This is a genomic window from Collinsella sp. 1033st1_E11_1033SCRN_220408 (assembly GCF_039062465.1).
Taxonomy (GTDB): Bacteria; Actinomycetota; Coriobacteriia; order Coriobacteriales; family Atopobiaceae; genus Parolsenella.
In genome coordinates, this window is record NZ_JBCLNF010000002.1 from 345071 (window position 1) to 360972 (window position 15902).

The 15902-nt window shown below is 56.7% G+C and carries 16 protein-coding genes; 12 read left to right on the top strand and 4 right to left on the bottom strand.

What is annotated here, in order from left to right:
- Window positions 1–75: 75 nt before the first annotated feature.
- Complete coding sequence (locus ABCN07_RS03505) at window positions 76–1233, bottom strand: ATP-binding protein (protein WP_343005386.1); 1158 nt, start codon at window positions 1231–1233, stop codon at window positions 76–78.
- 499 nt (window positions 1234–1732) lie between these two features.
- Here ABCN07_RS03505 and rpmH point away from each other — a divergent pair, with 499 nt between their 5' ends.
- From rpmH to ABCN07_RS03550, 9 genes are all read left to right on the top strand, one after another.
- On the top strand, window positions 1733–1867 hold the full coding sequence (gene rpmH / locus ABCN07_RS03510; RefSeq protein ID WP_073296806.1) for a 50S ribosomal protein L34: 135 nt from the start codon (window positions 1733–1735) through the stop codon (window positions 1865–1867).
- 7 nt (window positions 1868–1874) lie between these two features.
- Window positions 1875–2195 carry a ribonuclease P protein component gene (gene rnpA / locus ABCN07_RS03515; RefSeq protein WP_320678520.1) on the top strand — a complete coding sequence of 107 codons (321 nt, stop codon included), beginning with the start codon at window positions 1875–1877 and terminating at the stop codon, window positions 2193–2195.
- The gene (gene yidD / locus ABCN07_RS03520; RefSeq protein ID WP_343005387.1) at window positions 2192–2434 is read left to right on the top strand and encodes a membrane protein insertion efficiency factor YidD; all 243 of its coding nucleotides are present in this window, start codon (window positions 2192–2194) and stop codon (window positions 2432–2434) included. Before rnpA ends, yidD begins: the two co-directional genes overlap by 4 nt.
- A 26-nt stretch (window positions 2435–2460) precedes the next feature.
- Window positions 2461–3222: a YidC/Oxa1 family membrane protein insertase gene (locus tag ABCN07_RS03525; RefSeq protein ID WP_343005388.1), complete on the top strand. Its 762-nt coding sequence runs from the start codon at window positions 2461–2463 to the stop codon at window positions 3220–3222.
- A 54-nt stretch (window positions 3223–3276) separates the two neighbouring features.
- Complete coding sequence (locus ABCN07_RS03530) at window positions 3277–3849, top strand: R3H domain-containing nucleic acid-binding protein (RefSeq protein WP_343005389.1); 573 nt, start codon at window positions 3277–3279, stop codon at window positions 3847–3849.
- 400 nt (window positions 3850–4249) lie between these two features.
- Window positions 4250–5170, top strand: a complete 921-nt coding sequence (gene rsmG / locus ABCN07_RS03535) for a 16S rRNA (guanine(527)-N(7))-methyltransferase RsmG (protein ID WP_343005390.1) — start codon at window positions 4250–4252, stop codon at window positions 5168–5170.
- Complete coding sequence (locus ABCN07_RS03540; RefSeq protein ID WP_343005391.1) at window positions 5152–5952, top strand: AAA family ATPase; 801 nt, start codon at window positions 5152–5154, stop codon at window positions 5950–5952. Before rsmG ends, ABCN07_RS03540 begins: the two co-directional genes overlap by 19 nt.
- Entirely contained in the window at window positions 5945–6823 is an 879-nt protein-coding gene (locus ABCN07_RS03545; protein ID WP_343005392.1) for a ParB/RepB/Spo0J family partition protein, read from the top strand. Before ABCN07_RS03540 ends, ABCN07_RS03545 begins: the two co-directional genes overlap by 8 nt.
- Window positions 6811–7056, top strand: a complete 246-nt coding sequence (locus tag ABCN07_RS03550; RefSeq protein ID WP_343005393.1) for a hypothetical protein — start codon at window positions 6811–6813, stop codon at window positions 7054–7056. The genes ABCN07_RS03545 and ABCN07_RS03550 overlap by 13 nt, the downstream gene beginning before the upstream one ends.
- Before the next feature lie 145 nt (window positions 7057–7201).
- Here the strand turns inward: ABCN07_RS03550 and rlmN are convergent, their stop codons facing one another.
- Entirely contained in the window at window positions 7202–8263 is a 1062-nt protein-coding gene (gene rlmN, locus ABCN07_RS03555) for a 23S rRNA (adenine(2503)-C(2))-methyltransferase RlmN (protein ID WP_343005394.1), read from the bottom strand.
- 148 nt (window positions 8264–8411) lie between these two features.
- Here rlmN and ABCN07_RS03560 point away from each other — a divergent pair, with 148 nt between their 5' ends.
- Together ABCN07_RS03560 and ABCN07_RS03565 are read left to right on the top strand one after the other, a co-directional pair.
- On the top strand, window positions 8412–9404 hold the full coding sequence (locus ABCN07_RS03560; protein ID WP_343005395.1) for a D-alanine--D-alanine ligase: 993 nt from the start codon (window positions 8412–8414) through the stop codon (window positions 9402–9404).
- Complete coding sequence (locus ABCN07_RS03565; RefSeq protein WP_343005396.1) at window positions 9398–12343, top strand: helicase C-terminal domain-containing protein; 2946 nt, start codon at window positions 9398–9400, stop codon at window positions 12341–12343. Before ABCN07_RS03560 ends, ABCN07_RS03565 begins: the two co-directional genes overlap by 7 nt.
- A 145-nt stretch (window positions 12344–12488) precedes the next feature.
- Here ABCN07_RS03565 and ABCN07_RS03570 read toward each other — a convergent pair whose 3' ends face one another.
- Together ABCN07_RS03570 and ABCN07_RS03575 are read right to left on the bottom strand one after the other, a co-directional pair.
- On the bottom strand, window positions 12489–13550 hold the full coding sequence (locus tag ABCN07_RS03570; protein WP_343005397.1) for a WYL domain-containing protein: 1062 nt from the start codon (window positions 13548–13550) through the stop codon (window positions 12489–12491).
- Window positions 13547–14521 (bottom strand): WYL domain-containing protein, encoded by a 975-nt coding sequence (locus tag ABCN07_RS03575; protein WP_343005398.1) that lies wholly within the window; start codon window positions 14519–14521, stop codon window positions 13547–13549. The genes ABCN07_RS03570 and ABCN07_RS03575 overlap by 4 nt, the downstream gene beginning before the upstream one ends.
- A 300-nt stretch (window positions 14522–14821) precedes the next feature.
- Between ABCN07_RS03575 and ABCN07_RS03580 the strand changes: the two genes are divergently transcribed.
- The gene (locus ABCN07_RS03580; protein ID WP_343005399.1) at window positions 14822–15886 is read left to right on the top strand and encodes a hypothetical protein; all 1065 of its coding nucleotides are present in this window, start codon (window positions 14822–14824) and stop codon (window positions 15884–15886) included.
- The last annotated feature ends 16 nt before the right edge of the window (window positions 15887–15902 follow it).

Sequence of the window (15902 nt, forward strand, 5' to 3'; positions counted from 1 at the left end):
GATGCCACCGCCGCCCGAAGCGATTCGATGCTGTTTGGGGAAACGGTCGGATATCCCCGCTGGCTCACAGGTTTTCTACTGCTGGATGAGCGTCATGCCCATATCCGTGAGGTACCGCTTCTGCCCCCTCTTGGCGACTATGCCCTGGTTCTCCATCTCCTGAAGCTGGCGGCTCCAAGTTGCGTTTGATCCGCCATATGCCGCCACGAGGTCGACCACGCCCACGCTCTCGTGCTGGGCGAGATAGGCGATGACTTGCTGCGCCCTCTCGCTGAGGGGTGCCGGGTGCATTTGCTGCTGCCAGGGCATTTGCTGCTGGTAGGGAGCCTGTGGCATTCCCTGGGCGTAGGGGTAGTAACCCTGCGTCGCCGGCCAGACCCCGGCACCCCATGGCTGGGGCATCTGCTGCGGATAGCCCTGCTGGTATTGGGGCATCCCTTGCTGCTGCGATTGGAGCATCCCCTGCTGCTGCGCTTGCGGCTGGAGCTGACCCATGCTTTGCTGCGGATAGCCCATCATCTGCTGGGGATACTGTGCCCCTGCCTGCGGAGGGTATTGCTGCGCGCCCGGCTGCCACCCTTGCTGATAGGGATTCTGCCCGGCTGCTGCCGCCATGCTCTGGGGCTGTTGCCAAGCCTCGTTCGTCGGCTGCATCGCAGGTACGGGCTCATTCGCGCTCTCATTGGGCATCGAGATGGTCACGATGGTGCCGCAGTTGATGTTGTCTTCGATGGTGAGCGTGCCGCCGTGGTCTTCCATGTACTGTTGGGCGTAAGGAAGGCCCGATCCCACACCTCGAATGTATTTCTTCATCTCCTCCGTGGCGGAGCTGGTTCCGTATTCGAGTGCGCGGTCCTTCTCGCGGATACCGGGTCCCTGGTCTGAGAAGCGGATGGTGTTTCCGCCGTCGAGGATGGAGACAGTCGGCTCCTTGAAATATGCGTGGACGAGGTTCTCAACAACCTCGCGGATGACCGTGAACGAGATCTTGCCGCCCTGCTCCTTGGCGAGGCGTGTGACGGTCGCGGTGATCTCCTCCAGATAAGAGCGCACGTCCGACGGCTGAATGACGACCACCCTCGGTGCTGCCGCGGGGTCATCGAAGATGGCGATTCGTGTGGGATTGGTGACGACCTCGCCAAGTTCGGGCGAGGTGGAGTTTTCCACCTCGTCTGCTCCCGCGCCTATTTCCGTTGGCCCTTCTCCTACGAAGGGATAGAAGGCATCTGCCATCTTTCATCCATTTCTTTCACGGCCCTAGCGGGGCTTTTCATGCTCTTTCAACAAGATTCCAACAGATGATGAAAACTTGCACAAGCTTTTTTTCACCAACCGAAAGTTATCAACACCTGATGAAAGATTGTTGATAACCTGCGATGACAAACCTCAAGCTGCTCGTGAAATACCTTGTCTACAGGCAAAATGTTTCACGTTGCACTGTTGATTATTTCATCCTTTGCGGATGATTTCCGCCTATTTCTGAAATGTTTGGCAACAGATTTTCTCCTCATGAAAGGCCGATCGATAGCGAACACAAGGTCTTGTTGTTGCGCCCCTGGTGGACCTCACCCGTTGTGGTTTCGTGGCCAAGGCGTGCAAATGAGGTGCTTTTCTGTGGGATAACCTCGCAATTTCCCAATATTCAAATTGACATCATGCAACCCACACCCCTACAATCGGAGAGCTTGACTGCTAATGCAGTGATGAGATTTGTCACTCAGGAGGAACCACTATGAAGCGTACGTACCAGCCCAATAAGCGCAAGCGCGCCAAGTGCCACGGCTTCCGTGCTCGCATGGCCACCAAGGGTGGCCGCGCCGTTCTCGCCCGTCGCCGTGCCAAGGGTCGCAAGAAGCTCACTGTCTAGGACATTCATGGAGACCATCAAGTCCAAAAGGGATTTTGAAAAGGTCTTCCGTGGTGGTAAGCGGCTCAACCATCCTCTCGTCAGGCTTACTGTGAGTCCTGTCGAGGGAGATGGTGTGGGCCGCGTTGCCTATGTCGCTGCAAAGAAGCTCGGATGTGCGCCACATCGCAATAGGTGTAAGCGTGTACTTCGAGCTGCGGCGGCGGAGGCGGATTTTCCGCCAGAGGGCTTCGATGTGATTCTTTTCTCGACGCCAGCGACGTACGGGGCCACCTCCCACGAGGTCGCCGCGGCACTTGCGAAGCTGAGGAAGAGAATCAACGCATGATTACTACGGAGAAGGATGGGCAGGGTTTTATCGCCCGTTGCCTCATTCGTTTCGTGAAGGCATACAAAAGATATGTCTCGCCCATCCTTCCTCCGTCATGCATCTATGAACCAACCTGTTCTGAGTACGCCATAGAGGCACTTCGTCGGTATGGCGCACTCAGAGGTGGTTGGCTTACCCTGGCGCGCATCGCCAGGTGTAATCCTTTCCACAAAGGCGGCTATGACCCCGTCCCGTAAGGGCGGAACAACTGGAGGTACTTCCCATGTGGGATGGAATCATCTACGTCATTGCCCAGATCCTGACGTTCATTGCGAACCTCGTCGGTGACTGGGGCCTGGCAATCATCATTCTTACGGCCATCATCCGTATTCTGCTCACCCCTCTTACCGTGAGCTCGACGCGCTCGATGGCTAAGATGCAGGTTCTCCAGCCGAAGATGATGGAGATTCAGGAGCGCTACGCGGATGATCCCCAGCGCATGAACCTCGAGATGCAGAAGTTCTACAGCGAGAACAAGTTCAACCCGCTGGGTGGCTGCCTACCCACGCTCATTCAGATGCCAGTCTTCTTCGCTCTCTTCTCGGTGCTTCGTTACCAGATTCCCGCCGACGCCCACTTTTACGGCATCTTCGAGTCCCTTGCACTTTCCCCGAACGGTGCCGTCCTCGAGCTCGGTTGGGCTGCCGCTTGGCTCTACATCGTGTTCGACCTCGCCTTTGGTGTCCTGACGCTCATTCCGATGCTGCTTAACCAGCAGGCTACGGAGTCCATGCAGGGTCAGCAGACCAAGATCATGGGCATCGTTATGGCGCTCATGATGATGTGGTTCGGCTGGTCCGTGCCCATCGGCGTTGTTCTTTACTACGTCACCTCTTCTGCTTGGGGCGTCGTCCAGCAGGTCTTCATCACTCGTAAGGTGACCGAGAAGGCTAAGGCCGAGGAGGCCGAGCGTCTGTCTAACCAGCCGGTGAACATCAACGTCGTTCGTCGTGAGCGCAAGCAGCGTCCGCACAAGAAGTCCTAGGTCTTACGACATATATCCGTGCAGGTCGCGCATCCTCGTTAGAAGATGCGCGACATGTCTTATCTGGAGGTAAACATGAGCGAGGAGATTGTGGAGACCGTCGAGGAGTTCGACGCCATCCGCTCCGCCTACGAAGAGACAGGCGATCTCACTGATGACCAGGTAGATAAGGTCGCAGACGCTGCGATTGAGATTCTTAGGTCTATCCTGGGATGCTTTGGTGAGAACAATAGTTCGATTGATGAGTATGACGGTGACGAGGGTGAGTTGATCCTCGATGTCAACGGTGGTAACCTCGCCATTCTCATTGGCCGTCATGGTGTGACTCTCGATGCCCTTCAGGTAGTCTTCTCTTCCATGCTTTCCAAGAAGATTGGCTTCCACTATCCGATCGTTGTTGATATTGAGGGTTACAAGAGCCGTCGCCGCGATAAGGTTCAGTCTGTTGCCCGCAACGCCGCCTCCAAGGCTCGTAAGAACGGTCTCGCCGTGAAGCTTGCACCGATGAATGCCTATGAGCGCAGGCTCGTTCACCTTGCGCTCCGTGGTGATGACTCGATTACTACGCATTCCGAGGGTGTTGATCCCGAGAGGTGCGTTATAATTACTCCGGTCAAGCAGCAGTAAGTCGTTTTACATAGGGTTTCATTCAGGGAGGCTTCGGCCTCCCTTTTCTTTTATCGAACGAATTTGTGTGTCTGGGAGTGTATTTGCCGTTTCTCAATCTCAGTATTGAGACTGTTTAGTATGCGCTCTCATGTCTTCCGCATCATCTTCGATTGTCTCTTTTGATGATTTATCGCGAGGTAGTAAGAGATGGAAACCAACTACGCATATCGTGCGCTGAGTAATTCGAGTACGTATTCAATATCTACTTGCTTGGTGCTTCTCTATTTCTTGAAGGACTTTGGACGCCCTTTGCACCGAGTTCTGCTGAAACTCAAAACGTGTTACTCAGCTTGGATATCTACGTAAGATATTGTCGTTCGGCTCATTTATCATTGAATCTGTTGATCATCATTCCCTAATGACAAAACTTCTCGCTTCGGGAAGTTTTGTCATAGATTGGATTCATCCTATGGTTGCTGCTTGGAATAAGTTTGAGAATCGGGCATGGCTCGATTCTCAACTTTCAATTCGAGGCTCTGAGAGCGTTTCTCAGGCTTTAAAACAACTTCTTGCTATGACTGATGCATTTGACATCAAACTAGGCCTTAGAGAGGCTTCTATGGCCGTACGACACCTTCAGCTAATGCTTGCAAAGAATGAGTGTGTGAATCTCACCGCTATTAAAGAACCCGAGAAGGCACTCGTCCTTCATACTCTTGACTCTCTACTTTTTTTGAAGGTGCTTCAAAGTCACAACCTTCTACTTGATGAAAATCAGAAACTTCTTGATATGGGTACTGGCGGAGGTTTTCCCGGCCTTACTCTTGCGTGTTGTCTTCCGTGTCAAGTGACGCTTCTCGATTCGGTCGGCAAGAAGGTAAAAGCCTGCTCCGAGTTTGCAGACGATCTACTCCTCTCGGATCGTGTCCAGTGTGTGCATGGCCGTCTTGAGGAATATGTGAAGGTTATTCACTGTTCACAAGACGTGGTTGTTGCACGCGCTCTTGCACCTCTTGATGTTCTTCTTGAATATGCTGAACCTTATTTAAAGCGAAATGGTTATCTCGTATTTGGTAAGGGTAAGCCTGATGAGGAAGAGCTTTCTAAGGCAGAATATGTCTCTTCCCTACTTGGTTATTCGAATGTTTCACGTGAAACATTCGAACTTCCTCACGGTATGGGTCATAGAGAGATTTTTGTCTATCAAAAGACATCTCGTAGTAAGGTAAAGTTACCTCGTAAGAATGGCGAAGCGCGAAACAACCCCTGGCAAATCGCTAGTGTTTCACGTGAAACAATTGACTCAGAGAATGGAAAGCTATGGGATATAAAGATGTAAAACGCAGTAATCCGAGCAAACCATCCCATGTCCTGGCGATTATCAACCAGAAAGGTGGCGTTGGTAAATCAACAACCGCAATCAACCTCTCTGCTGCACTTGGTGAAGAGGGTAAGAAGTGTTTGGTTGTTGATTTTGATCCCCAGGGAAATACAACCAGTGGTTATGGCATAGATAAAGAAGAGCTTGAGCACGACATTTATGATGCTCTTCTTGATGGTTACGAATTCAGCGAACTCATCGTTGGAACTCCTGAGAAAAAGGTGTTTGTTGTCCCTGCAACTATTCAATTGGCGGGTGCAGAGATTGAGCTAGTTAGCAAGATAGCTCGCGAAAGCATTCTTAAGAACCTAATTGATAGCGTTAAGGACGAATTTGACTATGTCTTTATTGACTGTCCTCCGTCTCTCGGCCTTCTAACGATCAATGCCCTGTCTGCAGCTGACGGTCTTCTCATTCCTATTCAGTGCGAGTATTACGCTCTTGAGGGCGTTACAAAGCTACTTGAGTCGATGAAGCTAGTAAAGGGTAGCCTAAATAGGGAGCTTGATGTATTCGGTGTCCTTATGACCATGTATGACGGTCGTACTACGCTTTCTAACCAGGTTGTTGAGGAAGTAAAGAAGTACTTTGGGAAGATTGTCTTTAAGACCGTTATTCCTAGAAGCGTAAAGATTTCCGAAGCCCCAAGCCATGGACTCCCCATTGCTATGTATGCAACTACGAATAAGGGTGCAATTGCATACAGGGCTCTTGCAAGAGAGGTGATCCGTCGTGGCTAAGAAAGCAGCCCTTGGAAAGGGTTTGAACGCGCTCTTCACGGAGACGGCGGCTGAATCAGGTTCCGAGCCAGAGGCATCTCTGTCAATTGCAAGTATTGTCACAAATCCTGACCAGCCTCGTAAAAGCTTTGATGAAACGCAGCTTTCGGAGCTGTCTGACTCAATTAAGCAGAATGGTGTTCTTCAGCCTATCCTTGTTAGGAAGAAGGGCGACAAGTACGAGATCGTTGCAGGAGAGCGTCGATATCAGGCAAGCAAGCTTGCTGGTCTGAAGGAGATTCCTGCAATTGTTCGTGAAATTGACGACGCAGAGGTCTTCCAACTTGCACTTATTGAGAACCTGCAGCGATCTGATCTCACCCCCATTGAAGAGGCGAGAGGGTATAGGCAGCTGCTGGATACTAAGGGACTTACTCAGGAGGGACTTGCGAAGATTCTCTCGAAGTCTCGCTCTGCGATTGCAAACACGCTCCGTCTCATGGATCTTCCCCAGGAGGTCCAAGGCATGATGGAGGAAGGACAGATCACTGCGGGTCATGCTCGTGCAATTCTTGCTGTGCCTACTGAGGAAGGCAGAATCAAACTTGCCCAGAAGGTTGTTGCTGAGAATCTGACCGTCCGACAGACAGAAAATCTCGCACCACTATTTTCTGTCACGCGCGACGAGATTAAGCCTAAGAATCCTGCTCCTCAGTACTTTAAGAGGGCAGCGAGGACGCTGAGACAGGCTCTTGATACAACCGTTAAGGTTAAGCAGGTTCGTGGTAAGAACAAGATCGAAATCGAATTCAAGGATGAGGATGATCTTGCCCGTATCATCGATCAGCTGTCTTCCGGTTCTCAGTTGCAGGAGAGCTCATGGGAAGGCTAGCAAAGTCACTAAACAGCTTGATGCTACTTGGTGGTGCGTCCTTGGTCGTTTGGAACCTACTCCTTGATGAGAGGGCTAAGCAAAGCATTAGGGGTGCCGCTGATCAGGTCGTGAACCTGGGAAGCCATCTTCTCAACACCTATATGGAGCCAAATCAAATGACGAATGATGAGGCTGCGGCTGCATATAACAGGGCATGGGTTGAGCAGCAGTGGAGAGAAGCTGGCTACTAAAGGAGATTGACCAAAGAGCACGGTCAGACGTCCTTGACCAAACACACTGGTGGAAAATGAAAGGGAAGTAGAACAAATGTTCTACTTCCCTTTTTTCTACTCACCTTTAGATAAAAACACATCAGCTAGAGACGAAGAAGAAATCCTAAAGATCCGCGTTGTGACGCTGCGAAAGTTGGCCGCAAGCAGCATCGATATCGTTGCCACGAGAGTTCCTGACGGTGGCCTCGACACCAACCTGCGCGAGCCTGCGAACAAACATCTCAGCCTTCTCCTCGGTTGAAGGCTTGAGCTTCGACCCTTCGAGGTCGTTAAGCTGGATGAGATTGACGTGAGACAGAGTTCCACGGCAGAAATCGCAAAGGGCGTCGAGCTCTGGCTTCGTATCGTTAACACCACCGATGAGGGCATATTCGTACGTTGGGCGACGACCAGTGGCCTCAACATACTCGCCCATGACTTCGTGAAGGTGCGCGAGAGAGTACTTCTTCACGCCAGGCATGAGAACGTTGCGCGTCGCCTGAACGGCGGAGTGGAGGGAAACGGCGAGGGTGAACTGCTCGGGCTCCTTGGAGAAACGCCTGATCATAGGAATGATTCCGCAGGTAGAAACGGTAAGATGGCGCGCGCCTATACCAAGACCGTCGGAGGAGTTGAGCATGCGCAGGGCCTTGAGGACTTCGTCGTAGTTATTGAAGGGCTCGCCCTGACCCATCATGACGACGCTGGAAGCACGCGTCTGGAAATCCTCGCTGACATGGACGACCTGATCATAGATTTCCGTTGCGGTGAGAGAACGGGAGAAGCCACCCTGTCCGGTGGCGCAGAAAACGCATCCCATGCGGCAGCCCGCCTGAGAGGAGACGCAAACGGCGAGCTTGTTGCGTGTAGGCATGCCAACGCATTCAGCGCGCGTGCCGTCCTCATAGGAAAGGAGGTACTTGCGGCTGCCATCAGCAGAGATCTGACGAACGAGTTCGGAGGTTCCGCCAAGAGAGCAGTGCTCGGCAAGCTGAGCGCGAAGAGCGGCAGGGACGTTGGTCATCTCATCGAAGGAGGTAACGTGCTTTTTCCAAACCCAGTCTTCCACCTGCTTCGCGCGGAAGGCGGGCTGGCCAAGTTCGGTGACAAGTGCGACCAGTCGATCGTGAGAAAGAGTGCGAAGGTCGAACTTGCGTCCGGATGAGTCGGTATCATTGAAGGGCATGTCGCGGCCTTTCTGGCGTGACGAGGAATAGATTGCCGCAAATAGCAGCGACACGAGTGTATATCACGGGAGATGGAGGACTTGAGAAACCGTGCCTGTACCTCGCAATCTGCGCAGCTTTAGTGGCCAGATGGACTGGAGCGACACAATGGACGTGACTGAGTGCAAAGTGGCACTACTGTGCGGCGGCTGGTCAGACGAGCGCGAGGTGTCCCTGACGAGTGGCCGCGAGTGCGCCAAGGCCCTCGCTGAAGCTGGATTCTCGAGTGTCGATGTCTTTGATATCGCCGCCCCTGATTTCGTGACCTCGATCGCGAGCGGCAACTATGATGTCGCATTCGTGGCGCTTCATGGTCGCTATGGCGAGGATGGCTGCGTCCAGGGATTCCTCGAGCTTCTCGGCATTCCCTACACCTTCTCCGGAGTGCTCGCGAGTGCCGTGGCATCCGATAAGGCGATGGCCAAGGACATCTATCGCGAGCACGGCATCCCGACGCCGAAGGACGTCTGCCTCTTCCAGGGGGACGACGTCGATCTGGATTCCATCGTCTCCGCGCTCGGCCTTCCCCTCTTCGTCAAGCCCGTCTCGAGCGGCTCGAGCAATGGCGTTTCTCGTGTCGATGACGCCACAGAGCTTGCCTCCGCCATTGAAGAGGCGTTCAAGTTTGACACGCGCGTCCTCATCGAAAGTGCGGTGAAGGGAACCGAGATTACGATCCCCGTCTTGGGTAACTCGAAGCCCGAGGCTCTGCCCGTGGTTGAGATTCGCTACGAAACTGCCTTCTATGACACGAACGTCAAGTACGAGGACCCCTCTAAGCACCATGTCATCCCGCCTGAGCTTCCGGATGCCGTCGTCGCTCGCGCTCAGGAGCTTGCCTGCAGGGCCCATGTCGCGCTTGGCTGCATGGGTGCCTCACGCAGTGACTTCATCGTGGACGAGTCTGGTGAGCCCTACATTATCGAGACGAACATCATTCCCGGCATGACCGGTTCCTCCCTGCTTCCCGACTCCGCGCGCCGCGCGGGCAGGAATTTCCCGGACCTGTGCCGCTACCTCGTCGAGCTGGCGCTCGAGCGCGGCGCTCGCGGTACGTCCGATAAGCCGCGCACCTCTATGCCTGGAGAAGTCGAGTGCTAGAGCAGGGACAGAGTAACGGCAGAAAGACAATCGCAGACATTCTTCTTCCGGAGACGCCGGAAAGCGTCGCGGCTGCGTATGGCCGCCTCGCCGAGCGCGCGAAGGTCGAGGATTTCGGCCTGCTAGAAGAAGACGTCGTGGTTCTCGACACGGAAACCACGGGGCTATCTTTCGCGGATTGCCAGCTTACGGAGATTGCCGCGGCCCGCCTGCGCGGGCGAGAAGTGGTGGAGACCTTCCGCACCTTCGTAAACCCAGGCATGCCGATACCAAAGAACATCGCGGCGCTGACGCACATTACGGATGCTGACGTTGCGGATGCCCCAACGCCAGAAGAAGCGGTCGCAAGTCTGGCGGAGTTCGTTGGCGGCGCGCCCGTGCTTGCTCACAACGCGACTTTCGACAGGACCTTCGTCGAGCGTGTTTCCGGCGGGCGAGAGGTTAGCGACATGTGGGTCGACACCCTCGCCCTCTCGCGCATCGCCCTGCCCAGGCTTGTGACGCACAAGCTCCAAGATATGGCCGAGGCATTTGGCTGCGACTCCGTGACGCACCGCGCCATGGATGACGTGGAAGCACTAGCGGGCATGTGGAGGATTATCCTCTGTGCCCTCACGGATTTGCCCGCCGGCCTGCTTGAGGTTCTCGCCAACATGCATCCCGAGGTCGAGTGGGCCTATCGACCCATCCTCTCTCACCTGGCCCTCGCGAATCCTGGCGTACCGTTCTCCCTCGTCGGCGCGCGCCGCGAGCTCGTGGGCGATCTCAGGGTCTCGATGAGGCCTGATGTGGATGAAAAGCCCACTTCAGCGACCGCACCCTCCCGCGACGAGGTCTCCCAGGCATTTGGCCCCGATGGTGTCATCGCCTCCATGTACGAGGGCTATGAGGCGAGGTCAAGCCAGGTGGAGATGGCCGAGGAGGTGCGCTCGGCGCTGGAGAGCAAGACACTCCGCTCCATCGAGGCGGGTACGGGTGTAGGGAAATCGGTGGCCTATCTCCTGCCGCTCGCCCTCTATGCGAAGAAAAACAATGTCACGTGCGGTGTTGCCACTAAGTCGAACGCGCTTACGGATCAGCTTGTCTCCCACGAGCTGCCGGCGCTTTCAGGGGCATTGCCCGGGGGAGTGAGCTACACCTGCCTCAAGGGTTATGAACACTATCCGTGCCTTCGTCGTCTGGGAAGGGCCGCTTCCGGTGACCTTCCCATGGGCGAGGCAAGGCAGAATGGCCGCTCGGACGCCACGATCGCCGCGGATATGCTTACCGCAATCGCGGTGACTTACGCCTATGCATGCCAATCCGTCGAGGGCGACCTGGACGCGCTCGGGATCAGGTGGGGAAGCGTTCCGAAGAGCATGCTTACGGTTTCATCCGGAGAATGCCAGCGCTCTCGTTGTCCTTACTATCCCAATCTCTGCATGCTCCACGGTGCCAGGCGTCGCGCGGCGTCGGCTGACCTCGTTGTCACGAACCATTCGCTGCTGCTTAGAAATGTCGAGGCAGACGGCAAGATTTTGCCTCCGGTTCGAAACTGGGTCATCGACGAGGCCCACTCGTTTGAGAACGAGGCTCGCCGCCAGTGGGCGCTTGAGGTTTCCGCGGAACGCGCGCGGGCACTCTTTGAGTCCCTTGGTGGCGCGAAGACCGGCGTCATCGCTTCGTTCTCCGCGCTTGCCGCGGGTAGCGAGGCGGCAATGCCGGCGATGGGGCTCCTGGCGAAGGGCGCGAGCAGCACCCAGCGCGCGAGCGTCGCCTCAGCCGATTTCTTCGATGCGGTGAGAGGTCTCATTCGCCTCGCCCGCGGAGGCGGCGGCTATGACACGGTCAACGTCTGGCTTGGTGAGGAGAACCGCTCGACCGACGAGTGGGCAGCGGTCAGTGAGGCTGGTCTCACGCTCATCGACCGTCTCGATGCCGCGCGCCATGACCTTGAGGGCGCGCAGCGCGTCTGCTCGGCAGCCATCGAGAACCTGCCTGGTGACCTCGCGGACGCCTGCAGGCAGCTCGAGGAAATGTCGAAGGCGTGTCGCGTGATAGTCGAGGGTAAGGACGACTCGTATGTATGCTCCGCCGAAGTTTCTCGAGCGAAGAGGCGCCAGGGTTTCGAGCGCCTCGTTGCCGAGAAGCTCGATGTGGGCGAGGAGCTTGCAGATCGCTGGTATCCCGAGATGCGGAGCGTTACGTTCTGCTCCGCCACGATGAGCGTTGACGGGGACTTCTCACACTTTGAGGAGTCCATGGGGCTCAATCGCCTGCCCGCGGCTCGTCATCGCGAGATTGCCCTGCCTAGCTGCTATGACTTCGATAAGAACATGTCCGTTATTGTCGCCCGAGACCTTCCTGATCCGCGCGATTCCGGATATTTGGCTGCGCTCGAGAACTTGCTGTATGACGTGCACGTTGCGATGGGCGGCTCGGTGCTCACGCTGTTCACGAACCGCCGAGAGATGGAGCAGGTATACGCGGCTCTCTCCGACAAACTCGCCGCGGCTGGCATCGAGGTCGCGATGCAGGAGCGTGGTTCTTCGACGCGGAGGCTGCGCGAGAAGTTCGTTTCCGAGAAGTCACTTTCCCTCATGGCACTCAAGTCGTTCTGGGAGGGATTCGATGCTGCGGGCGATACCCTGCGCTGCGTTGTTATCCCCAAGCTTCCGTTCTCGAGCCCCGCGGAGCCTCTGTCTCAGGAGCGTTCGAGCAGGGACCGCCAGGCCTGGAGGCGCTGGAGCCTTCCAGAGGCCGTGATTTCGCTCAAACAGGCTGCGGGTCGCCTCATTCGCACTTCGACCGATACGGGCGTGCTCGTTCTCGCCGATAGCCGAATCACGACGAAGGGCTACGGAAAGACATTCGTGAGGTCTCTTCCGTCGGCGAACGTTTCGGTGCTCGGTGCCGATATGGTTGGTCGATATCTAGAGTCGTGGAGAGAGAACCACTAGGGACGGATAGTCGTTAAGATGCGGGCGGGGACGACGTGATTTCTCCCCGCCCGCTCGTTGAAGCGATGATGGTCGCGACTATGTGGTTCTCCGCCGCGATTATGCGCGCCGTTGAATTATTCCCACGACAAAGCGTGCGTGCTGGTCATTTCCGCGACTGATAGTTTGCAAGCTTACGCGCTGCCTTGTCGAGGTCGCGTCGTGCCGTGTCACGCATCTCCGCACGAAGGTTCGCGCTTGGACTGTCACTCTCGAAAAGGCCCGGATCCCTATCCTCGAAAGTGACCTCGCAACCGAGCGCGAGGACGTGGCGGGGGAGCCAGTCGGCGCGAAAGTAGGGAACATCCACGAGGATGTGACCGTCTTGGTTTTCGCCTGCCGCAACGGCGCCCTCCCAAGAGAGTACGGTCTTGGCTGCAAGGGGCGTGCAGGTGAGTCTCAACACACCCATATCCGGCCGCTCTGCCCCGGAAACGCGCGCACGGACGGGCTTGTCCTCAAGCTTGACGTCAGACATGCCTTCGGCTCTAAACGTGCGAGCCGCTCGTGCGTCAAGGTCGTAGCCATCAACGAGCCAGCCGTCGTCGCCCACGCGTAGTGACAGGGGTACGAGGCGGCGCGTCTTAACGAGCGTGTCATTTTCCCCGCGGTACTTGAAGGTGACGGGAGGCTGCTCAACCTCTGTGTTCTCGTCGTTCTCGCGCGTTCCGCGGACGATGGAGCGCGCGCAGGCAACGAGGGCGTGGTGAGCTTCGGCAGAGACTTCCGAGTCAAGCGGTTCGTTCGAGCGGATGTGGTGGGTGGGGAAGAAAGTGTCTTCGAATTCGGTTCGAAGGGGATCGCTCTCCTCAAATCCGAGGAGGTCGAATGCGTCCGCAAAAACGTTTGCCTGTTCGGTCGTGAGACGTAGCCGCCAGGGGTGGGTTGTGGCTGCCGTGGCGCAGATGTCACCACGCGACCCCTCGAGCGAATAGAAGGAGACGATGGGCTCGGAGGGGGAGTCCGACTTTGCCGGTACGCCGTTGGCGAGGTCGTTCAGGATTTCCAGAACCCTCCCCTCGGTAATGCCGAGGAGTCGTGCGAGGTCGGCGGGGTTGGTGGTGCCATGGGCGCGCCAAAGGGCGAAGACGACAGACAGCATCTCGCTTAGCCTGCGTTCGACAGGACGTCCTCGCTGCGCGCGAGGCTTATCAATGGTGTTCGTCACGAAATCGCCCCCTCGAGAAGTCCCTTCCAGGAATCAACAAGTTCAGTGGGCTCAAGAGGCCAAACGCCCTGCTCCACACACCACTTCGCTGCCGCATTGACGTCTTTTACGATGCCGGTCCACACGCAAGCGCCGCCCTGGCGACTTTGGATCGTTCCGGATTTTGGCCCTGATTTCTTGAACGCCTTGACCGCGTCTCGCCCAGCGTAAAGAACGGCTTCGACGTGGTCGTCTCCGATTTCGAAGGGGAGGAGACGCCAGTCGTTGATGTCAAAGTCCGCAGGGATTTCGTAGCGATCATCGCCCTCGCGCACCTTGACGCTCGTGGCGCGAGATAGGTTGTACGTGCGCATTGCGGAGTCTCTGCCCTCGCGCTCGCTTAGGCCAACGACGTACGTGGAACCCTTGAGCGAAAACATGCCCATGGGACTCAGGATGCGCTTCTTGGGGCGCTTGTCCGCGATGGCCTGATAGGTGAGCTCGACGGGAATCCTGGAACGCAAGGCGTCGGCCACGGTTTCCAGAATCAACGGATCGCAATCCGTCTTGGGGGAGGCGACATCGCCGGGGCCAGCGCAGGTGGACAGCGTCACGCGTGGGATGGCTTCTCCGAGTGTCCTCCGTCCGGCGGTGGAAGGGTTCTCGGCAAGCGGGCGGAAGAGCGTGCCGAGAACGCGAGCATCCTCGTCGGCTTTTGCCGTGGGCTTGGCGAGAGAGCGTTGCCCGTCGAGTCGATAGCTCTTGGCGGTGCCATGGGTTTCCTCGACGAGGAAGATGCCTTCCTCCTCTAGCTTCAGGCAGTCGCGGCCAAATGTCTTGTGGAACGACGTGACGGCGACATCACCGTAGAAGCGGTCCTTCAAATCAGAACCAGTCAGCGGTGTGCCTTCGGCAAGTTTGAGGGCCACGCGAGTGCGCAGGACTTCGCGGTGACCGATATGACCGCCCTTATTCGGGGAGCTTTTGGCCATGGTGTCCCCCTCACTTGAAGTTGGTGCTCCGACAGCTGTTACCATGTCAGCAATGATCACTCCTGGGTGTGCCCACATTTTATTATGGGTTATTCCGCCCCGGTGTGACCGGTGTTTCGCGGAAGGGGACATTATTTGGCCACGAGAGGTGCAAACGGGCGTGCCGACGGTCGTCGAGGTCGCGTTGTCAACGATGGTAGAGACCGCCGTGCAGCCAGTCGGCCCGCTAGCCATGCCCGCCGCCGCGTACATGTGCGTGACGGGGCGCGGGAAAAGTCCGGGCTTCCCTTAGCTGCGAGAATGGCCATCGTATTGGCCGTAGTGGTGGCACTTGGCACGGGAGGCTTCTTTGCATGGCGCTGCCTTACCGGTGGGATGCAAGCTCGCGAACAAATCAACCTCGCGATCAAGGCTGTCCAGGAGGCAGATACCGTGATCGTTGAGGTTAACGATGCCGTGAGCTCTCCGATTGGCGACACCGCCTCTTTTACGGATGAACAACTCAGCACTGGATCGAGATCCGCGACCGAGGCGCTTACGCGCGCTTCCGATCACATTTCGCGTGCCCGTGGCCTCAACGAGTTCCTTGACGATGACCAGCGCGCGGTCCTTTCTGCGCTTGATGATTCGATTTCGGCGCGTAAGTCCATGCTCGGAGCCGGGCAGGTGATCGTGAGCGTCGATGCTTCTGTGGGCAAGGCGCGCAACCTACTTGAGCAGTCACTTGCCAAGGCGGCCTCGGCGGATGCGAAGGCCAAGGAGGCGACGATCGCGGCGAACGAGTACGCGAAGCACCTTGCTGGGCAAGAGAGCCAGCAGGCGGACGCAAACGTGCCGGTGACTATCGACAATGAGGTTATCTCCCTTCTTAACGAGGCAAACGATTTGCTCGGACAGGCAAAGTCGGCTTTTGGCGATGCTGATTACAGTGCTTATGAGGCCTACCTTTCCAAAAAGGTGGAAGCGGCGCAGCTGATGCTCGAAGCTGACTCGGCGATTCTGTCCGGCGATTTCGAGAGGGCGGGGGAGTGTGTCGCCAAATACAACGAGACGGATGCCGCGGCTTCTGAGCTTGCTGCCGCTCTGCCCGCAACGACCAACGATGTTTTCCTCGACCCATACACGCGACTGACGAGTGCCGAGCGCGAGAGCTATCTCGCCGCCCAGCAGAAGGCAACCGAGGCCGACGCTCTCGTGCGCAAGTATCTGGGTGTTGGAGTCAGCGTGGCCACGACTGATCCCGCGGCCGCGTCTTCGACGCCGGGCTCAGTCGCAGCAACTACCGCGGGCGCCGCCGGGGATTCAGCGGCGGGCGATGTGTCTGCATCGGATTCCCCCACAACCCAGGCCCCTTCTGCTTCCTAGGCCGACCGAAGATGCG